Origin of the sequence: Limimaricola cinnabarinus LL-001 (assembly GCF_000466965.1) — a bacterium.
In the GTDB taxonomy this organism is placed as follows: Bacteria; Pseudomonadota; Alphaproteobacteria; order Rhodobacterales; family Rhodobacteraceae; genus Limimaricola; species Limimaricola cinnabarinus.
Map to the genome: position 1 here is coordinate 23,764 of NZ_BATB01000033.1, position 15,805 is coordinate 39,568.

14 protein-coding genes and 2 pseudogenes are annotated in these 15,805 nt (G+C 65.7%); 7 read left to right on the forward strand and 9 right to left on the reverse strand.

Going from position 1 to position 15,805, the window contains the following annotated elements; translation table 11 throughout:
* Positions 1-196: 196 nt before the first annotated feature.
* The 7 genes from MBELCI_RS19345 to MBELCI_RS11635 all read right to left on the reverse strand — a co-directional run bounded on the left by MBELCI_RS19345 (position 197) and on the right by MBELCI_RS11635 (position 7,518).
* On the reverse strand, positions 197-1,141 hold the full coding sequence (locus tag MBELCI_RS19345) for a Csu type fimbrial protein (protein ID WP_021694398.1): 945 nt from the start codon (positions 1,139-1,141) through the stop codon (positions 197-199).
* Complete coding sequence (locus MBELCI_RS11610; protein WP_045320065.1) at positions 1,132-3,030, reverse strand: fimbria/pilus outer membrane usher protein; 1,899 nt, start codon at positions 3,028-3,030, stop codon at positions 1,132-1,134. Before MBELCI_RS11610 ends, MBELCI_RS19345 begins: the two co-directional genes overlap by 10 nt.
* Before the next feature lie 20 nt (positions 3,031-3,050).
* On the reverse strand, positions 3,051-3,464 hold the full coding sequence (locus tag MBELCI_RS11615; protein WP_021694400.1) for a hypothetical protein: 414 nt from the start codon (positions 3,462-3,464) through the stop codon (positions 3,051-3,053).
* Positions 3,465-3,499: 35 nt separating this feature from the next.
* A complete protein-coding gene (locus tag MBELCI_RS19350) occupies positions 3,500-3,940 on the reverse strand; it encodes a fimbrial biogenesis chaperone (protein WP_021694401.1) in 441 nt (146 codons plus the stop codon).
* A gap of 11 nt (positions 3,941-3,951) precedes the next feature.
* On the reverse strand, positions 3,952-4,464 hold the full coding sequence (locus MBELCI_RS19925) for a Csu type fimbrial protein (RefSeq protein ID WP_081698567.1): 513 nt from the start codon (positions 4,462-4,464) through the stop codon (positions 3,952-3,954).
* 324 nt (positions 4,465-4,788) lie between these two features.
* Positions 4,789-5,766 carry a serine hydrolase domain-containing protein gene (locus MBELCI_RS11630; RefSeq protein WP_021694403.1) on the reverse strand — a complete coding sequence of 326 codons (978 nt, stop codon included), beginning with the start codon at positions 5,764-5,766 and terminating at the stop codon, positions 4,789-4,791.
* Between the two features lie 219 nt (positions 5,767-5,985).
* Positions 5,986-7,518 carry a catalase gene (locus tag MBELCI_RS11635; protein ID WP_045320066.1) on the reverse strand — a complete coding sequence of 511 codons (1,533 nt, stop codon included), beginning with the start codon at positions 7,516-7,518 and terminating at the stop codon, positions 5,986-5,988.
* A gap of 293 nt (positions 7,519-7,811) precedes the next feature.
* Between MBELCI_RS11635 and MBELCI_RS11640 the strand changes: the two genes are divergently transcribed.
* The 3 genes from MBELCI_RS11640 to iolG all read left to right on the forward strand — a co-directional run bounded on the left by MBELCI_RS11640 (position 7,812) and on the right by iolG (position 10,141).
* Positions 7,812-8,162 (forward strand): MbcA/ParS/Xre antitoxin family protein, encoded by a 351-nt coding sequence (locus tag MBELCI_RS11640; protein ID WP_021694406.1) that lies wholly within the window; start codon positions 7,812-7,814, stop codon positions 8,160-8,162.
* Positions 8,163-8,164: 2 nt separating this feature from the next.
* Positions 8,165-8,581, forward strand: coding sequence for an RES family NAD+ phosphorylase (locus tag MBELCI_RS11645; protein WP_021694407.1), 417 nt, complete (start codon positions 8,165-8,167; stop codon positions 8,579-8,581).
* 558 nt (positions 8,582-9,139) lie between these two features.
* Positions 9,140-10,141 carry an inositol 2-dehydrogenase gene (gene iolG, locus MBELCI_RS11650; protein ID WP_045320068.1) on the forward strand — a complete coding sequence of 334 codons (1,002 nt, stop codon included), beginning with the start codon at positions 9,140-9,142 and terminating at the stop codon, positions 10,139-10,141.
* 179 nt (positions 10,142-10,320) lie between these two features.
* Here the strand turns inward: iolG and MBELCI_RS11655 are convergent, their stop codons facing one another.
* Complete coding sequence (locus MBELCI_RS11655) at positions 10,321-11,382, reverse strand: ABC transporter ATP-binding protein (RefSeq protein ID WP_021694409.1); 1,062 nt, start codon at positions 11,380-11,382, stop codon at positions 10,321-10,323.
* A complete protein-coding gene (locus MBELCI_RS11660; protein ID WP_021694410.1) occupies positions 11,375-12,202 on the reverse strand; it encodes an IclR family transcriptional regulator in 828 nt (275 codons plus the stop codon). The genes MBELCI_RS11655 and MBELCI_RS11660 overlap by 8 nt, the downstream gene beginning before the upstream one ends.
* Positions 12,203-12,344: 142 nt before the next feature.
* Between MBELCI_RS11660 and MBELCI_RS11665 the strand changes: the two genes are divergently transcribed.
* The 4 genes and pseudogenes from MBELCI_RS11665 to MBELCI_RS11680 form a co-directional block, all read left to right on the forward strand.
* Positions 12,345-13,610, forward strand: coding sequence for an ABC transporter substrate-binding protein (locus MBELCI_RS11665; protein ID WP_021694411.1), 1,266 nt, complete (start codon positions 12,345-12,347; stop codon positions 13,608-13,610).
* A 71-nt stretch (positions 13,611-13,681) separates the two neighbouring features.
* Positions 13,682-14,607 (forward strand): annotated as a pseudogene (locus MBELCI_RS11670) (carbohydrate ABC transporter permease).
* Between the two features lies 1 nt (position 14,608).
* Entirely contained in the window at positions 14,609-15,457 is an 849-nt protein-coding gene (locus tag MBELCI_RS11675; protein WP_021694413.1) for a carbohydrate ABC transporter permease, read from the forward strand.
* Positions 15,454-15,805 (forward strand): annotated as a pseudogene (locus MBELCI_RS11680) (alpha-galactosidase); the annotation flags it as partial. The gene MBELCI_RS11675 and the pseudogene MBELCI_RS11680, both read left to right, overlap by 4 nt.

Here is a 15,805-nt window from a genome sequence, read left to right on the forward strand (position 1 = left end):
GTGCCGGGCCGCGCAATCGTTGAAGCATCAAGCGGGGCAGTCATATCAAGTGTGGGCAGCCCCGGTCTTGCGGGCCGAGGCCGTTGCTAGGATCATACGGTCGAACGCGTCCGTGTGTCAGGCCTTTCCGTAGGGCGCTTTGTCCTCTTGGCCGGTATGGGTGCGGGTCAGGCTCTCCGAACTCTGCCGTCAGCGTTCAATACTCGATCGTGACAAGCACGGAATCCTCGTATTGCCCGGCATGCAATGCCTGACCGGCGAAGATGCGGCCATAGACGGTCACGGCGCTTGTGGCGGCCGTTCCGGTCGCCCGGACATCGCTGCCGGGCTGGTCCCCCCAAGGGCGCGAACGGCCGGCGTCCTGATAAAGGCCGTATCTCAGCTGTCCCAGCGGTCCGGTCAGGCGGCGGTCGGCAGGCCCGCTGGCCCCTATGCCCAGCCCGGGGCCCAACCGGATCGCGTATGGCGTATCGGCGGTGCACCGGACGCCGAGCTGAGCCGCGGCGTCGATCGGACCCGTGGCACCGGGATCGATCCGACCGAAATCGAGCGTGGCGCCCGCGACCTCGCAGAGGGACCTGACGCTGGCGCGCACGGAAAATTGGGGGATCGTCTTGACGGTTCTGCCGATCTCGGCGCAGGAGCCCACGGGGTAGTCGAGCCTGATATCGGCCTGCGACGAGAAGGTGGAGGCGTAGTCTCCCGTGCCGGTCGATGCGCCGGTGGAGGTGATCCAGGCCTGAACCGGCAGGGTCGTCCGCGTCCCCAATAGCGACCCCAGCCGCACGAAGACTTCGTTCCGGCTGCTGGCGGCATCGGCGCCCAGACGCATGTCATAGCTGATCGCCGCCCCGTCGGCGCGGCGCATGTAGCGCGGCGCGTTCTGGGTCGCGGCGCCGCCGCTTCCGGGACCGAACCGCACGCAGATGCCGACGTTCGACAGCAATTGGGCACATGAGATCGTCAAGCTGCCCGAGCTTTGGTTCGTCACGCCCGCGCGCAGGCTGACCGAGCCGAAGGCGATATCCGTCATCGTGGCGGTGCAGTTCGACATCATCTCCATTTGCGCAGGGGCCCGATCGGGGAGGCCGATCGACAGGACGACGATGAGGGCGCACAGGGCCGCCCGGATCAAAGGCATGGCAGGGTCTCCATCGTCGCCATTGAAACGGGCGGCAGGGTTGCGCGACAGTTCCGCGCATCATGCGAAGCCTCTACCGTCGAACCCGGCGCGGTGTCCTGCAACAGCACCTGCCCGTCATAGCCGATGGCAAAAGCATTCGGCCTGCCATCAATTCGGACCGGCGTGCCAAGGGCAAGAGGCGCACCCGTGGCATCGACCAAGGTGACGAGACGCGACCGGGTGACGTCGGAAATACCGAAATCGACCGCAATGCCGCTGCGCCTCGCAGGCACGATATCGGTCGCGGTCGAACTCCAGAGCGTATCGCCCGGCAGATCATCGACATCCATCGAGAGGCTGTTGACGTGGTACGACGTCAGCCCCGAAACGAGAGCGTGGCCACCCGGCCCCGTGCGGGCGACCTCCCGGTTCTGAAGGCGTATCGGCAGACCGGCCCGGCCCGCATCGACCACCGCGAAGGAATCGTGGATCTGCCGTCCGGCCGCCAGACGGCGATCCAACACCGCGATCGCCCCTCGAAAGGCGATTTCCGAAGAGGCGAAACCGGAGCCGGATGCGATCTGTCCCGTGGCGCGGCCGAAGCGGGTTTCCCTTTCCACCTGTCCGCCAACCCGCAAGGCTTCGCCGTCGCGTGTCGCCTGCACGGCATAGCCCGTGGCACCCGGCCGCTCATCTATCGCGCGTGACGCGTGCAGGCGGCTTCGGCCCTCATGGTCTAGGTGGAATTGGCGCGTCCGGCGCCCCTTGGTCAGGCTGAAGAGCACGGCAAAACGGTCTTCGTCCTGCTCGAAATCGTGACCACCGCTGAGGGTCAACGTCCCGCCGACCCGGTCGAAGGCCCTCGCGTAGCTCAGGCTGGCAAGCCGATGGCGCCGCCCCTCCTGTTCGAGGCGGATATAGTTCAGCCCCAAGGAGCGGCCGGCGCCTCGATACACCAGGCTGACCAGATCACGGGCGCTTGGCGGATGCAGGGCTTCGCTCGCGGTCTCGGCCGTGCGGTCGACGCCAAAGGCGAGGTCGGCGAAATCCCCGAAACTTCGATAGAGGCTGGCATCGAGAGACAGGCGGCCGAGCGGATAGGCCGAGAACGTCACCTCGCCGAAATGGCCGGTCCGGTCGCCATCATGGCTGGCCCCCGCAGAGATCGAGACCTCGGCCCGGCGTCCGGCGACATATTCGGCGCCCACTCCCGCCATGGCGAGATCGTCCATGCCCTCGACATGCGCCGACAGGGTCACCTCGTCCGTCGCGCCAAAGCGCAACGTCGCCGAGACCGCCGTCTCGTCGAGGTAGTCCGTTGTGGCCGAGCCATAGTTCAGCCGCGGCTGCCCCACCTCGATCGAATAGTCGGATATGCCTCGCCCGAGCAGCCGTCTTGCACCGAAGAAGGCCAGCTCCCGGCTCTCGGTGCGTCCGTCCGCACCGCGCAGCGTGACGACGGCGGTGCCCGGGCCCGTCCGGATCGGCACGTTGTCGATCTCGAACCGCCCCGGTTCGGTCGATCCGGAATAGACCGGCGCGCCATCGAGAAAGACGTCGACTGTGCTCGGGACCGCCGCCGTGCCGGCGTAGGACAGCATCGGCGCGGTCACCAGATCGCGGCGAAGCGAGAAGTCCTTTCGGACCTGCACACCGCCGAGGCGCACGGATCGCCCCCAGGACAGCGACGAGCCGATCATGTCGCCCGCCCGGAACGTCAGCGCGCGGTCCACCGCGTCGTGCTGCAATACGCTGTCATAGCGCACCCAATCCGTCCTCGGATCGCTGCCGAGGGTGATGTCGGCATATCCCCTCGTGCCGGCCCAACCCCACGGCGTGAACACCCAGCCATCCAGCGCCAGCCCCGGCCCATCGGGCCGTATCTCCCCGGCCACATCCCGATACATGCGCAGGCTGGCGTCGTAATTCAGCGCCAGCCCCGATGAGGGGTCGGCGCGACGGCATCGGGCCGGAGCGGTCCGATCATCTGTGGCAGCAGCGCTTCGGGGGCCGCGTCGATCTCGATCCTTTGCGCCAGCGGATCGTAGCGGTAGTCGAGCGACGCGATCGCGTCGAGGGCCACGAGGCGATCACCGGGCGGTGCGTCGATGCCAAGCTCGACCAGCTCGCTGGCCGGTGAGGAAAACCGCTCCTCGGGGTCTCGCTCGAACATCGCGATCAGCCCGGTCGCCGCATCGTTGATGATGACTTCGAGAAACAGGGTCTCTTGGGCCTGCGGCATCAAGGCCGGAGACATGCCCGGATCGGTGAGAGCGTTCCGATCGGCCGCCGCGGCGCTGCCCAGCCCGCCGATCCCGACGGCGCATGTCGCGATCAGCAAGTGGCGTCGCCCCGATCTCCCCGTTCGACCTGCGTTCAGTTCGAGAAGCACAAGGGTACGGAGTGACGGATTCTGAGGTTGATCTGACCGGCGTTGCGGGAGGCATCGGGCAGCCTGTCCACGAGGACGCGGTAGCATTCCCGGCCACGCGGCGGCGTTCCTGCAAGGCGCACGATGCGCGCGGTCAGCTCCTGCCGCGGACCCAGCTGCGCCATGGGCGGGCTGACCGCCACGGCGCGCGTCGGGGTCAGCCGATCGGCGGGCGTGCCCTCGGTCCATGCGAAGATACGCAGCTGCACCACGGCGCCGGCCTTGCTGGCGGCGCGCACGGCGATGGTGGTCTGCTCGGCCCCGCCCGGAACTTCGAGGCGGGTTGGCGCGACAGAGACCCCTTGGGCCGCGACAGGCGCCGCGGCGATCAGGGTGCCAAGGCAGGCCATGATCGCGGCAGGCCGGCACAGAAAGACAGGCAGCATGGTCGTCCCCATCAGTAGTTGACGGTCACCGAGATGGTGTCGCTGTAAGTTCCGGCAGAATATTGTCCGGCGGGAACGCGCCCATAGATCTGGAACAGCTGTGGTGCCGTGGCCAGGATCGAGCCCGAAAACAGGGCATCGCTGATCGAGAGAGGCGCGGTGCGTGCGGCGTTCGAGTAGATCTCATAGGGGACATGGGTTCCGGCGTCGCTTTTCATCCGCCGCTGGCCCGAAATCGCGAAAGTGCCGCCGTCGAGAAAGACCGACATCGCGGACTTGTCGGCCGAACAGATGATGGAGACGGTGCCCGCCGCCGCCTCCTCGGTCGCGCGCCGACCTTGAGCAGGGAGAAGTCGAGCGGCGTGACCTCCACCGAACAGGTGTCCGCAACGGTGGCGGTCACGTTCAGCTTGGCCGTCTCGATGGCCGCGCTCGCGGTCCCCGGGCCAAGTGCCGCCGCCGTCACGCAGCCGATAAGTTGTACGAGACGCTGAGCGAACGGTTTCATTCTGGCCCTCCCACATGCTTTGGCACACGTATAGGTATATATGCGAAAGTATTGGTAACAGTCCCTGAGTTGAGTGGCGCTCAACTGGCTTTCACCTGTCGCCTTTCGGCCACAGCCTCGCTCTGCCTCGGACTGGTGATGGTCGCTCCGATCCTACGCAGTGCCCCTGTCTGCGGCCCTGCCTACCTTTGCAGACCCGTCAGCCATGCCGCAAATCATGCGGTGAGCCGTGCCGAGAGCCTTCGGCGATCTGGCGGCAAGGGTCACCGCCCTCGATCAACGAAAGCCCGACTGCCGAAGGGCGGGACGCAACATCGCGGTGGAAAGCGTTCTTTCCGATCTAGGCCACGGCCATGACCGGACCGTCGAGCAGCCGCATCAGCGCCCCGAAATACCCGTCGGACCGGGCCGGTAGTGTCGGGTCCGAGGTGATCGCGACGGCGAGATCGCGGCCCGGATGCGCCGCGATGATCTGACCGCCATAGCCGCGCCCGAGCACGTAGCCGGAGGGCGACAGGAACCAGCCATAGCCATAGGACAGCCCCGACCACGGCGAACGGGCCCGAGGCTCGGTCGAGGCGGCGATCCAGTCTCGCGGCACGACCTGTTCCCCGGCAAAGCGCCCCCCGTCGCGCAGGAGCGTGGCGATCTTGAGCATGTCCCGCGGGCGCAAAGCCATTTCGTTGCCGCCCAGGTAGTACCCTTGGGGGTCGCGGGTCCATGGCGGGATCTCGATGTCGAGAGGTGCGCCCAGACGGTCGCGCGCCTGCGTAAGCAGGTCTTGTCCCGTCGCTTGGGCAAGGGCCGCGCCGAGGATGTGGGTCGAGCCTGTGGAATAAAGCATCCGTGTGCCGGGTGCCGCGACCATCGGGCGCGTCATCGCATCGGCCAGCCAGTTGCCGGAACTGATCCAGCCCCCGTAATTGGCCCCCGACGTCCGCTCGAGCCCCGCCCGCAGAGTCACGAGGTCTTCCATGGTGATGTCGGCCACACCTTCTGTCGCATTCGCCGGCAGGAGGCTTGGGGCGACTTCGTCCAGCGTGGCGGTCACGGCGGGGATCTCGCCGCGATCGACCGCCACACCGAGCAGCAGCGCCACGATGCTCTTGGAGCAGGATTTGATGTTCGCAAAACGGTCGAGACCGGGACCCCGGGGCGCTTCGGCAAATACGATGCCATCACCGCGCCGGACTTGAAGGGAGTGCAGTTGCGGCAGGGCCTGCATGGTGGATCGCAGATCGTCCGACTGTGCGCGAACCACCCACGGCGCGGAGAGCGCGGCGCAGGCGGTGAAGACGAAGGTGCGGCGCTTGGTCATGCGCCAATATCTTCAAGCGGTCGGCGCGGCTGTCCAGCTTTGCGCGGTCACAACACTGTGGGGTGGCATCGCGCTTATGGCAGTCGGTGTTACCCCCCTCCGCCATTTTGCGCGTGTCCGTGTCCGAAGCATCCGAGCGCCGAACCGAAGCCCGGCTCGAGCAAATAGGCTTGCCCGGAGCAGGACGGGGCCGAAAGACCCCGCCCGGTAGGGTCGCGTCTATTCGGCCGCTTCCTTGCCACCGATGCTCTCGGCTGATGCGAGGCCCGGCGCATCGGAGGCCCCGCCCAGCTTATCGCGCACCCCGGCCTCGATCTTGTCACCGGTCTCGCGGTCGATGTTCCGCCAGTATTCGAAGGCGCGCAGAAGCACCTTTTCGCTGACCCCGTCGCACAGATGCCCGACGACGTTCATCACCAGACGACCCCGCGCGGCATCATCCATCACCTCACGCACCAGCTTGCCAGCCTGGCTCCAATCGTCGTCATCCTTGCGCAGGGTATAGGCCTGGCGCACCATATCGCCATCGGCGTGCCACAGGCCGGCCTCGCCACGTGGATCGGGTTGGGCGGCGGGACCTCCGTAGGAATTGGGCGCGTAGACCGGGTCCGAGACATTCTCGGTCCGTCCGGCGCCATCCTTGGAATAGCTGTGAACGGGGCTTTGGGCCTTGTTCACCGGGATATGCTTGTAGTTCACGCCGAGCCGGGCGCGGTGCGCGTCGGCGTAGGAAAAGCCGCGCGCCAGCAGCATCTTGTCCGGCGACAGCCCGACACCCGGCACCATGTTGTTCGGCTCGAACGCCGCCTGCTCGATCTGGGTATGAAAGTCCGTCGGGTTACGGTCGAGGGTCAGTTTGCCGACCTCGATCAGCGGGTAATCCGAATGCGGCCAGACCTTGGTCAGGTCGAAGGGATTGATGTTGTAGGTCTTGGCGTCCTCATAGGGCATGATCTGCCATTTCAGCGTCCAGCTGGGGTGATCGCCCGCCTGGATCGCGTTGAACAGATCGCGGCGGTGGTAGTCGCCGTCGCTCCCGGCCAGCTTGTCGGCCTCGTCCTGGCTCAGATAGGCGTTTCCATCCCCCTGGTCGGTGTGGAAATGAAACTTCACCCAGAATTTCTCGCCCTCGGCGTTCACCAGCGAATAGGTATGGCTCGAATAGCCGTTCATTTCGCGCCAGCTCTTGGGGATGCCCCGATCCCCCATGAGATAGGCGACCTGATGCGCGCTTTCGGGCGACAGGGTCCAGAAATCCCACTGCATGTCGTGATCGCGCATGTCGTTGTCGGCGCGGCGCTTCTGGCTGCGGATGAAGTGCTGGAACTTCAACGGGTCACGGATGAAGAAGACCGGCGTGTTGTTTCCGACCATGTCGAAATTGCCGTCATCGGTATACATCTTGACCGAAAAACCGCGCGGGTCGCGCCATGTGTCGGGGCTGCCACGCTCGCCTGCGACGGTCGAAAAGCGCATCAGCACGTCGCATGTCGCAGCGGGCTGGAAGATGCCGGCCTTGGTATAGCGCGAAACGTCCTGCGTGGTCTCGAACCGCCCGAAGGCACCGGCGCCCTTCGCATGGGGCTGACGCTCCGGGATGCGTTCCCGGTTGAAATTTGCCATCTGCTCGAGAAGGTAGTGGTCGTGCAGGACGATCGGTCCGTCCGGCCCCACGGTAAGCGAATGTTCGTCGCTCTGTACGCGGATGCCTGCATCTGTCGTGGTCGGAGGACCGTCTTTTCCGCGTGTCATCGTTTCACTCTCCATGATTTGTCCGGGGGACAAGCGATCCCTGTGGGGGATGTTCCCCATGGTCGATAGTATAACACGCTCCACCGAGCGGCCCATGTCGGGATATGGCCAAGCGATCCTCTCTCAGGCGCCCCGCTCCGGCCATGACGCCGAGGGGAGACCTCTCGCACCCGCAAGGCGCATGGCAAGAATGGTGGCCGCCACTCCATGGCAGATAGGCCGCAATGAAGCCCGAACCTCTTGACTGCCATGCCATCTGACACGATATAATGGCAACATATATGGAGTTGGCCATGTTCATCGAGATCTCCGCCCATGACGGGCAATTCGCCCCCGGCCGCATCGCAGAGGCGCTGCGAACCACCAAGGACGAGGTGGCGCGGACCGTCGGCCTTGGCCGGGATGCCATCATGCGCGCGGATCGGGTGGCCAGCCCGAAAACCCAGAAGCGTTTGCGCGAGATGGTCGAGATCGTGAACCGGCTCGAGCCGCGCTTCGGCTCGCCGCTGATCGCATATGCCTGGTATCGGTCCGAGCCCCTGCCGGGGTTCGGGGGGATGACGGCCATGCAGCTCGTGCGGGAAGGGCATGCGGACGAAGTCATGGATTATATCGACGCGGTCGATTCCGGCATTCACGCCTGAACATGCGCTTTCAGGGCATTCTGTATCGCGCCCTGAATCCGATGAGGGCGCGCGAGCCGCTCTCTGGCGAAGGCGCGCGCTTGTATGGCGGGCGGTTCAATCCACGCGGCACGCCTGCGCTCTACACCTCGATGTCGGTGCTCACCGCCATACGCGAGGCGAACCAGGCCGGATCTCTGCAGCCGACGACCCTGATCTCCCTAGAGGCCGAGTTGGACCCGATCTTCGATGCGGAGGATCCTGCCGAACTCGCGGCCAAGGGGATCGACCATGCCCTGCTGGGGCAGGGCGACTGGCGCTTGCAGATGCGGCGGAGCGGCACGAGCGCGGGGCAGGACTTCGTGCTGCGCCTCATTGCGGAAGGCTATCACGGATGCGCGTCCGAAGCTTCGCCAAAGGCGCGGGCAGTGCCGATCTGAACATGGTCTTGTGGAAATGGGGGCCGCGACCTCCCGTACGTGTGAGCCTCATCGATGACGACGGCCGCCTCGCCTGAGCTGCCCGGTTCCGCATCTTGGCGTCCATCCAGTGTCACTCGCAACAGCGGGTTGTCCTCAGGCATCCGGAGAGTCTCCGGCTCATGCTTGTGATTGGTCGGTTCGATCTTAGAGCATGACAGGTTGCTGGCTCCGGCATCGCCGCATCCCATTGCAAAGGCATGATAATTCCTAGAAAACGCGCGGCTATCAATGCCCGATGTCGCGGGCACCATGATCCGCGCCGGCAAGGATGGTCGGGCACAGGATTGGACGCAGCTTCCGCTTCGGGCTGACGAGTTCGTTCCGGGCTCGAACCTCGCGGTGTCATGGCGCCCCGCGCGGGCGTCAGCTGCGTCGCCCCGGATCGCTGCATTCGTCACGCCGGTCCGTTCCGATTTTACCGATGAATTTGCCGCCGAAGCGGTGAACTATGCAATGGACCCCCGGCGCGGCCGTGCCGTAGCGTCACGACCAGACACCGTTCCAAAAGGTACCCCCATGAAAGTCGCACTCTTCGGCGCAGGCCGTATCGGCAAGGTCCATGCCGCCTCGATCAAGATGGACCCGCGTTGCGAGTTGGTCGCCGTCACCGATGTGATGACCGAAGCGGCCGAGGCGCTGGCGCACGAGCACGGCATCGCAGCGCGCCGCGCCGACGAGATCCTCGCCGACCCAAGCATCGACGCCATCCTGATCGCGTCGTCAACCAATACCCACGCCGACCTGATCGAGGCGGGGGCGAAGGTCGGCAAGGCGATCTTCTGCGAAAAGCCGATTGACCTCGACTTGAAGCGCGCGCTCGAGATCGGGCGCATCGCCAATACGCATGACAAGCCGATGATGATGGGCTTCAACCGGCGCTTCGACCCGAACTTCGCCGCCGTGAAGGCCGCGCTGGAGGCGGGCGAGGTCGGCAAGGGCGAGCTTCTGGCCGTGACTTCCTACGACCCTGCCCCGCCGCCGGTGAGCTACATCAAGGTGTCGGGCGGGCTCTACCGCGACATGATGATCCACGACTTCGACATGTGCGCCTTCCTCTTCGGCATGCCCAAGTCGGTGATGGCGCATGGCTCCTGCCTCGTGGACCCCGAGATCGGCGCCGCGGGCGACATCGACACCGCCGTCGTGGTGCTGACCTACGAGGACGGCCGCATCGCCACGATCCGCAACTCGCGCCGCGCGCCCTACGGCTACGACCAGCGGGTCGAGCTCTTAGGCTCGGAGGGCACGCTCGAGGCGCGCAACGAAATCGAGAACACGGTGGTGAAGTCGACCGCCGTCGGCACCGTCTCGGCCAAGCCGGTCTTCTTCTTTCTCGAACGCTACATGCGCGCCTACGCGATCGAATGGTCCGCCTTCGTCGATGCCTGCGTCGAGGGCAAGCCGGTGCCAGCCACGGTGCAGGACGGAGTGAACGCGCTGGCGCTCGCCGAGGCCGCGAACCTGTCGTTCCGCGAAGGCCGGCCGATCGAGATCACCTCGGCGATGACGGGGGCCTGAGCCGAGGGTTTTACCTATGCCGCCTGCGCCGAGATGCCAAGACGCGACCGTCTCATCGAGGAGCGCTGCACGCAGCTTCACAAAAAAGCGGCATCCAAGCCTGTGGAGCAACGCCGGAAAGCCGGTTCTGACGAAAGTCGATGGCTTTCCGGCGCCCCCGGAATCCGGACAGGCTGGCGTCAGCGCAGCCGCCGCTCGGTGCTCGCGTCGAAAAGCATCACGCGGGATGCGTCGACGCGCAGCCCCACCCGGTCGTTGGGACGCGGCGCGGGATCGTCCTCGCGCAGCTCCACCACCAGCCGGTCGCCGGTCGCCGCCACGAGATAGGCGTAGGAGACGCCCCCCAACCGCTCGACCAGATCGACGAGATGGCTCTCGCCCGGTGCCAGAGCGAGGTGCTGGGGACGGATGCCGACGATCACCTCCGTGCCGACGCCGGGCACCGCCGCCGCCACCTGAAGGGTCTGCGCGCCGAGGCCCGGTGCCAGCACGCCGTCTTGGGCGGCCGATCCGCCGACGAAGTTCATCGCCGGGGAGCCGATGAAGCCCGCGACGAAGCGGTTGTCGGGGTCGCGGTAGAGATCCATCGGCGCGCCGACCTGCTCGATATGCCCGGCGCGCAGCACGACGATCTTGTCGGCCAGCGTCATCGCCTCGACCTGATCGTGGGTGACATAGATCATCGTCGCGCCGATCTCCTTGTGCAGGCGCGCGATCTCGACCCGCATGTCGACCCGAAGCTCGGCGTCGAGGTTCGACAAGGGCTCGTCGAAGAGAAACACCTCCGGCCCGCGCACGATGGCCCGGCCGATGGCGACGCGCTGACGCTGACCGCCCGAGAGCGCCTTGGGCTTGCGCTTGAGATAATCGTCGAGCTTGAGGATACGGCTCGCCTCGCGGACCTTCTCCTTGACCTCGGCCTTGGCATGGCCGGTCATCTTCAGCCCGAAGCCCATGTTTTCCTCGACCGACATGTGCGGATAGAGCGCATAGGTCTGGAACACCATCGCCACGCCCCGGTCGGCCGGATCGGCGCGGGTCACGTCGCTCTCGCCGATGCGGATCTCGCCCGAGCTGGTCTCCTCCAGACCCGCGATCATGCGCAGCAGCGTGGACTTGCCGCAGCCCGAGGGACCCACGAAGACCACGAATTCGCCATCGGCGATATCGAGATCGACGCCGTGGATCACCTCCACCTCGCCATAGCGCTTCACCAGCTTGCGCAGGGTGACGTCAGACATTGCTCTCTCCCTTGTCGCGGGCCTGCCCCTGATCGGGGAATCGCCACGCCTCCGTGTCCTTCGATATCCGTCCCGCCGCCTCGCGCAGCAGCGGCACCATGGTCTCAAGCTCGTCCAGTGTCTTGCGCGCGGTCACCGAGGTGACCGAGAGCGCGCCGATCACCCGGTCTCGCGCCGACAGGATCGGCATCGCCACGCAGATGATGCCCGGCTCGTGCTCCTCGCGGTCGAAGGCGTAGCCGCGCTTGCGGATCTCGGCCAACTCGGCGCGCAGGCTCTCCGCGTCGGTGAGCGTGTGCGGCGTGAAGCGGTAGAAGCTTTGCAGCGCTACCGCCCGGTCGAGCGCCACCGCATCCAGAAACGCCAGCATCGCCTTGCCGACGCCGGTGCAATGCGCGGGCCCCACTTTGCCCGCCTGGCTGAACATCTCGATCGGGCGCGAGGGCACCCGCTTGTCGACATAGAGCACCTGGCCTGCGTCGAGCTGCGCCAGATGCACCGTCTCACCCGCCTGCACCGCAAGGCGCGCCAGATGCGGCCGCGCCACCGGAGCGAGCGACGCCTGCTCCCATGCGGCATGGGCCAGCCGCATCAGCCGCAGCCCCGGCGCATAGGTCTGCCGCTCGGGATCGAAGGCGAGAAGCCCCTGATTCGTGAGGGTCTGCAGCAGCCGGTACAGCGTCGCCTTGGGATAATCCGATCCTTCGCGCAGCTCGTTGAAGCGCACGGGGCGCTCGAACCCCGCCACGAGGTCGAGCACCGTCACCGCCTTGCCGATGGTCCCGTCGCCTGCCTGCTGTTCGCGTCGCTGCGCCGTCATGCCGCCTCCTCCGTCACGTCGCAGCGGGCAAATGCGCGCCTCGACTGTTGACAACCATAGGGCAGACCGGCGTATGATTTCAATATGCAAAACCTAGTCCCAAATAATGAGACAGGCGATGCGTTAGAATGGGGAGGAAACCATGAAGATTTACCACCGGGCCGCGATTGCCGCGCTGGCCATGTCGACCACGCTGGCCAGCGGCGCCTTTGCCGAAAGTCACGAGATGGCGCTCTCTGGCGATCTCAAGATCTTTTCGGACATGTCCAACCCCGCGCCGCGCGCGGTGATGGAGGGGATGATCGAGCGATTCGGCGAAATGCACCCGGAGCTGAACATCGAGCTGACGGTGATCGACCGCGAAGCCTACAAGACCCAGATCCGCAACTTCCTGTCGGCCAACCCGCCGGACGTGGCGAACTGGTACGCGGGCAACCGGATGGCCCCCTATGTGGATGCCGGGCTTTTCGAGGATGTGTCGGACCTCTGGGAGGGGGATCTGAGCGAGCAGCTGGCCTCGACCAAGGGCGCCATGACCCTCGACGGCAAGCAGTGGGGCGTGCCCTACACCTACTACCAGTGGGGCGTGTATTACCGGAAGGACCTCTACGAGGAATACGGGCTCGAGGAGCCGACCGATTGGGAGACGTTCAAGTCGAACTGCCAGACGCTGCTCGACAACGACATCAAGTGCTTCACCATCGGCACCAAGTTCCTGTGGACCGCCGCCGGCTGGTTCGACTACCTCAACATGCGCACCAATGGCTTCGACTTCCACATGGCGCTGGCCAATGGCGAGGTCGAGTGGACCGATGAGCGGGTGAAACAGACCTTCGCCAACTGGCGCGAGCTGATCGACATGGGCGCCTACATCGACAACCACACCGCCTATAGCTGGCAGGAGGCCCTGCCCTTCATGGTCAACGGCGAGGCGGGCGCCTACCTGATGGGCAACTTCGCCGTCGCGCCGCTGCGCGAAGCGGGGCTCACCGACGAGCAGATCGACTACTACCAGTTCCCGGCGATCAACCCGGATGTGGAACTGGCCGAGGACGCGCCGACCGACACCTTCCACATCCCGTCGGGCGCGCAGAACAAGGAGGCGGCCAAGGCCTTCCTGACTTTCGTGGCCTCGGCCGACAACCAGACCACGATCAACGCGGGCGACGCGCTGGGACAGCTTCCGGTCAACAGCGGCTCCTCGGTCGATGACGACAAGTTCCTGAAGGAAGGCTTCGAGACGCTGTCGTCCAACAGCCCCGGCGGCGTGGCGCAGTTCTTCGACCGCGACGCGCCGGCCGAGATGGCAAAGGTCGCGATGGAGGGCTTCCAGGAGTTCATGGTCAAGCCCGACCAGCTCGACCAGATCCTCGACCGGCTCGAGCGCGCGCGCCAGCGGATCTACTGATCGCACCTGAATGACTGCGGCCGGGGCCGGCCCGCCCCCCGCGTCCCACGTTCATCCCAGAAGGTTCAGCCATGGCCCCGCTTCCGCCCTCCACCGCGCCCCGAGCGGCCCCGCGCTCGTGGTGGCGCCGCAACCAGATCGCCATCACCCCGTGGCTTTTCCTCGCGCCGGGCATCCTGTTCTTCGCGATCTACGTTCTGATCCCGGTGTTCCAGAGCTTCAACGTCTCGCTCTATGATTGGGACGGGCTCGGCGCGGCCGAATATGTGGGCCTGCGCAATTACGAGGAGATGTATTGGGACGATGCCTTCTACACCTCGCTCAGGAACAACCTGATCTGGCTGGTGCTCTATCTTCTGGCGATCCCGGCGGGCCTCGCGATCGCGTTGTTCCTGAACCAGACCGTCACCGGCATCCGCATCTACAAATCCCTGTTCTTCTTTCCCTTCGTGATCAGCCAGGTCGTCGTCGGCCTCGTCTTCAGCTGGTTCTACGACCCGTCCTTCGGGCTGTTGAACGTGATGCTGGGCTGGGTGGGCCTCGGGCCAGTCAACGTGCTGGGCGACGAGAGCTACGTCACCTACGGCATCATCGCCGCCGGCCTGTGGCCGCAGACTGCCTATTGCATGATCCTCTATCTCACCGGCCTCAACGCCGTGGACCCCGAGCAGATCGAGGCGGGCCGCCTCGACAACGCCAAGGGCTTCCGGATGCTGTGGCACATCATCCTGCCGCAGCTGCGCCCGGCCACCTTCATCGCCTTCGTGGTGACGATCATCGGCGCGCTGCGCTCGTTCGACCTCATCTCGATCATGACGGCGGGCGGACCCTTCGGCCAGAGCCGGGTGCTCAGCTTCTACATGTTCGAGGTGGCGCTGTCCGAATACGGCTTCCGCATGGGTTACGGCGCGGCGATCGCGTGGTGCTGTTCCTGATCATGCTGGTCTTCATCACCTACTTCCTGTGGTCCATGTACCGCGACGAAAGGGGCCGCTGACATGTATCCCGCACCCATCGAGCGCGCCTCGCGCCCCGTCCAGTTCGCCTATCAGGCGCTCATTCCCATGGCCCTCGTGCTGTGGCTCCTGCCGCTCATCGCCGTCGCGGTCTTCTCGATCCGGCCCGACGCCGATTTCGCCAACGCCAATTACTGGGGCTGGCCGTCGTCGTTCGAGGGCATCACCAACTACTCCAAGGTGTTCCTCGAAAGCGACATGCCGCGCTACCTGTGGAACTCGGTCCTGATTACCGTGCCCACGGTGATCGGCGCGGTGGCGCTGTCCTGCATGACCGGCTTCGCGCTCGGCATCTACAAGTTCAAGGCGAACCTCTGGATCTTCTTTCTCTTCGTCGCGGGCAACTTCGTGCCGTTCCAGATCCTGATGGTCCCCGTCCGCGACCTCACGCTCGATCTCGGCCTCTACAATACCAAGACCGGTCTCGTGCTGTTCCACATCGCCTTCCAGACCGGATTCTGCACGCTGTTCATGCGCAACTTCATCCGCGCGCTGCCCTATGAGCTGATCGAGGCGGCACGGGTCGAGGGCGTGGCCGAATGGCGGATCTTCTGGTTCGTGGTGCTGCCCCTGATGAAGCCTGCCATCGCGGCGCTGGCTGTCCTCATCTTCACCTTCATCTGGAACGACTACTTCTGGGCCGTGGTGCTGACCCAAGGGGCCGAGAGCCAGCCGGTCACCGCCGGGATCACCTCATTCAACGCGCAGTACCGCGCCGCCTACCACCTGATGAGCGCGGGCAGCATCGTCGCCGCCTTGCCGCCCGTCGCGATGTTCTTCCTGATGCAGCGGCACTTCATTGCCGGGCTGACCCTCGGAGCCGTGAAATGATGCAATGCTGGCGACTGGACAGCTTCGTCCAGACCCTCGTTCTCGCCTCATCCGACGCGCGCCTGCCGGTTGTCGTCTACTGGGGCGCGCCGCTGCCGAAGGGGTGCGATCTCGACGCCATCGCCGAGACGGAGGCGCGCGACATCACCGGCGGCATGCTCGACGCCAACCCGCCCCTGTCGATCTGCCCCGAGGCGGATCGTGGTTTTCCGGGTCAGCCGGGGCTGAGCTTGCGCGACGCCGAGGGGCGCGTGCTGCGCCCCCGGCTGCGGCTCTCGGGCGTCGAGGAGGGGCGCGACGCGCTCACCGTCACCTGCGAGGCACGCGGATGCCGGGCTGCGCCACTGG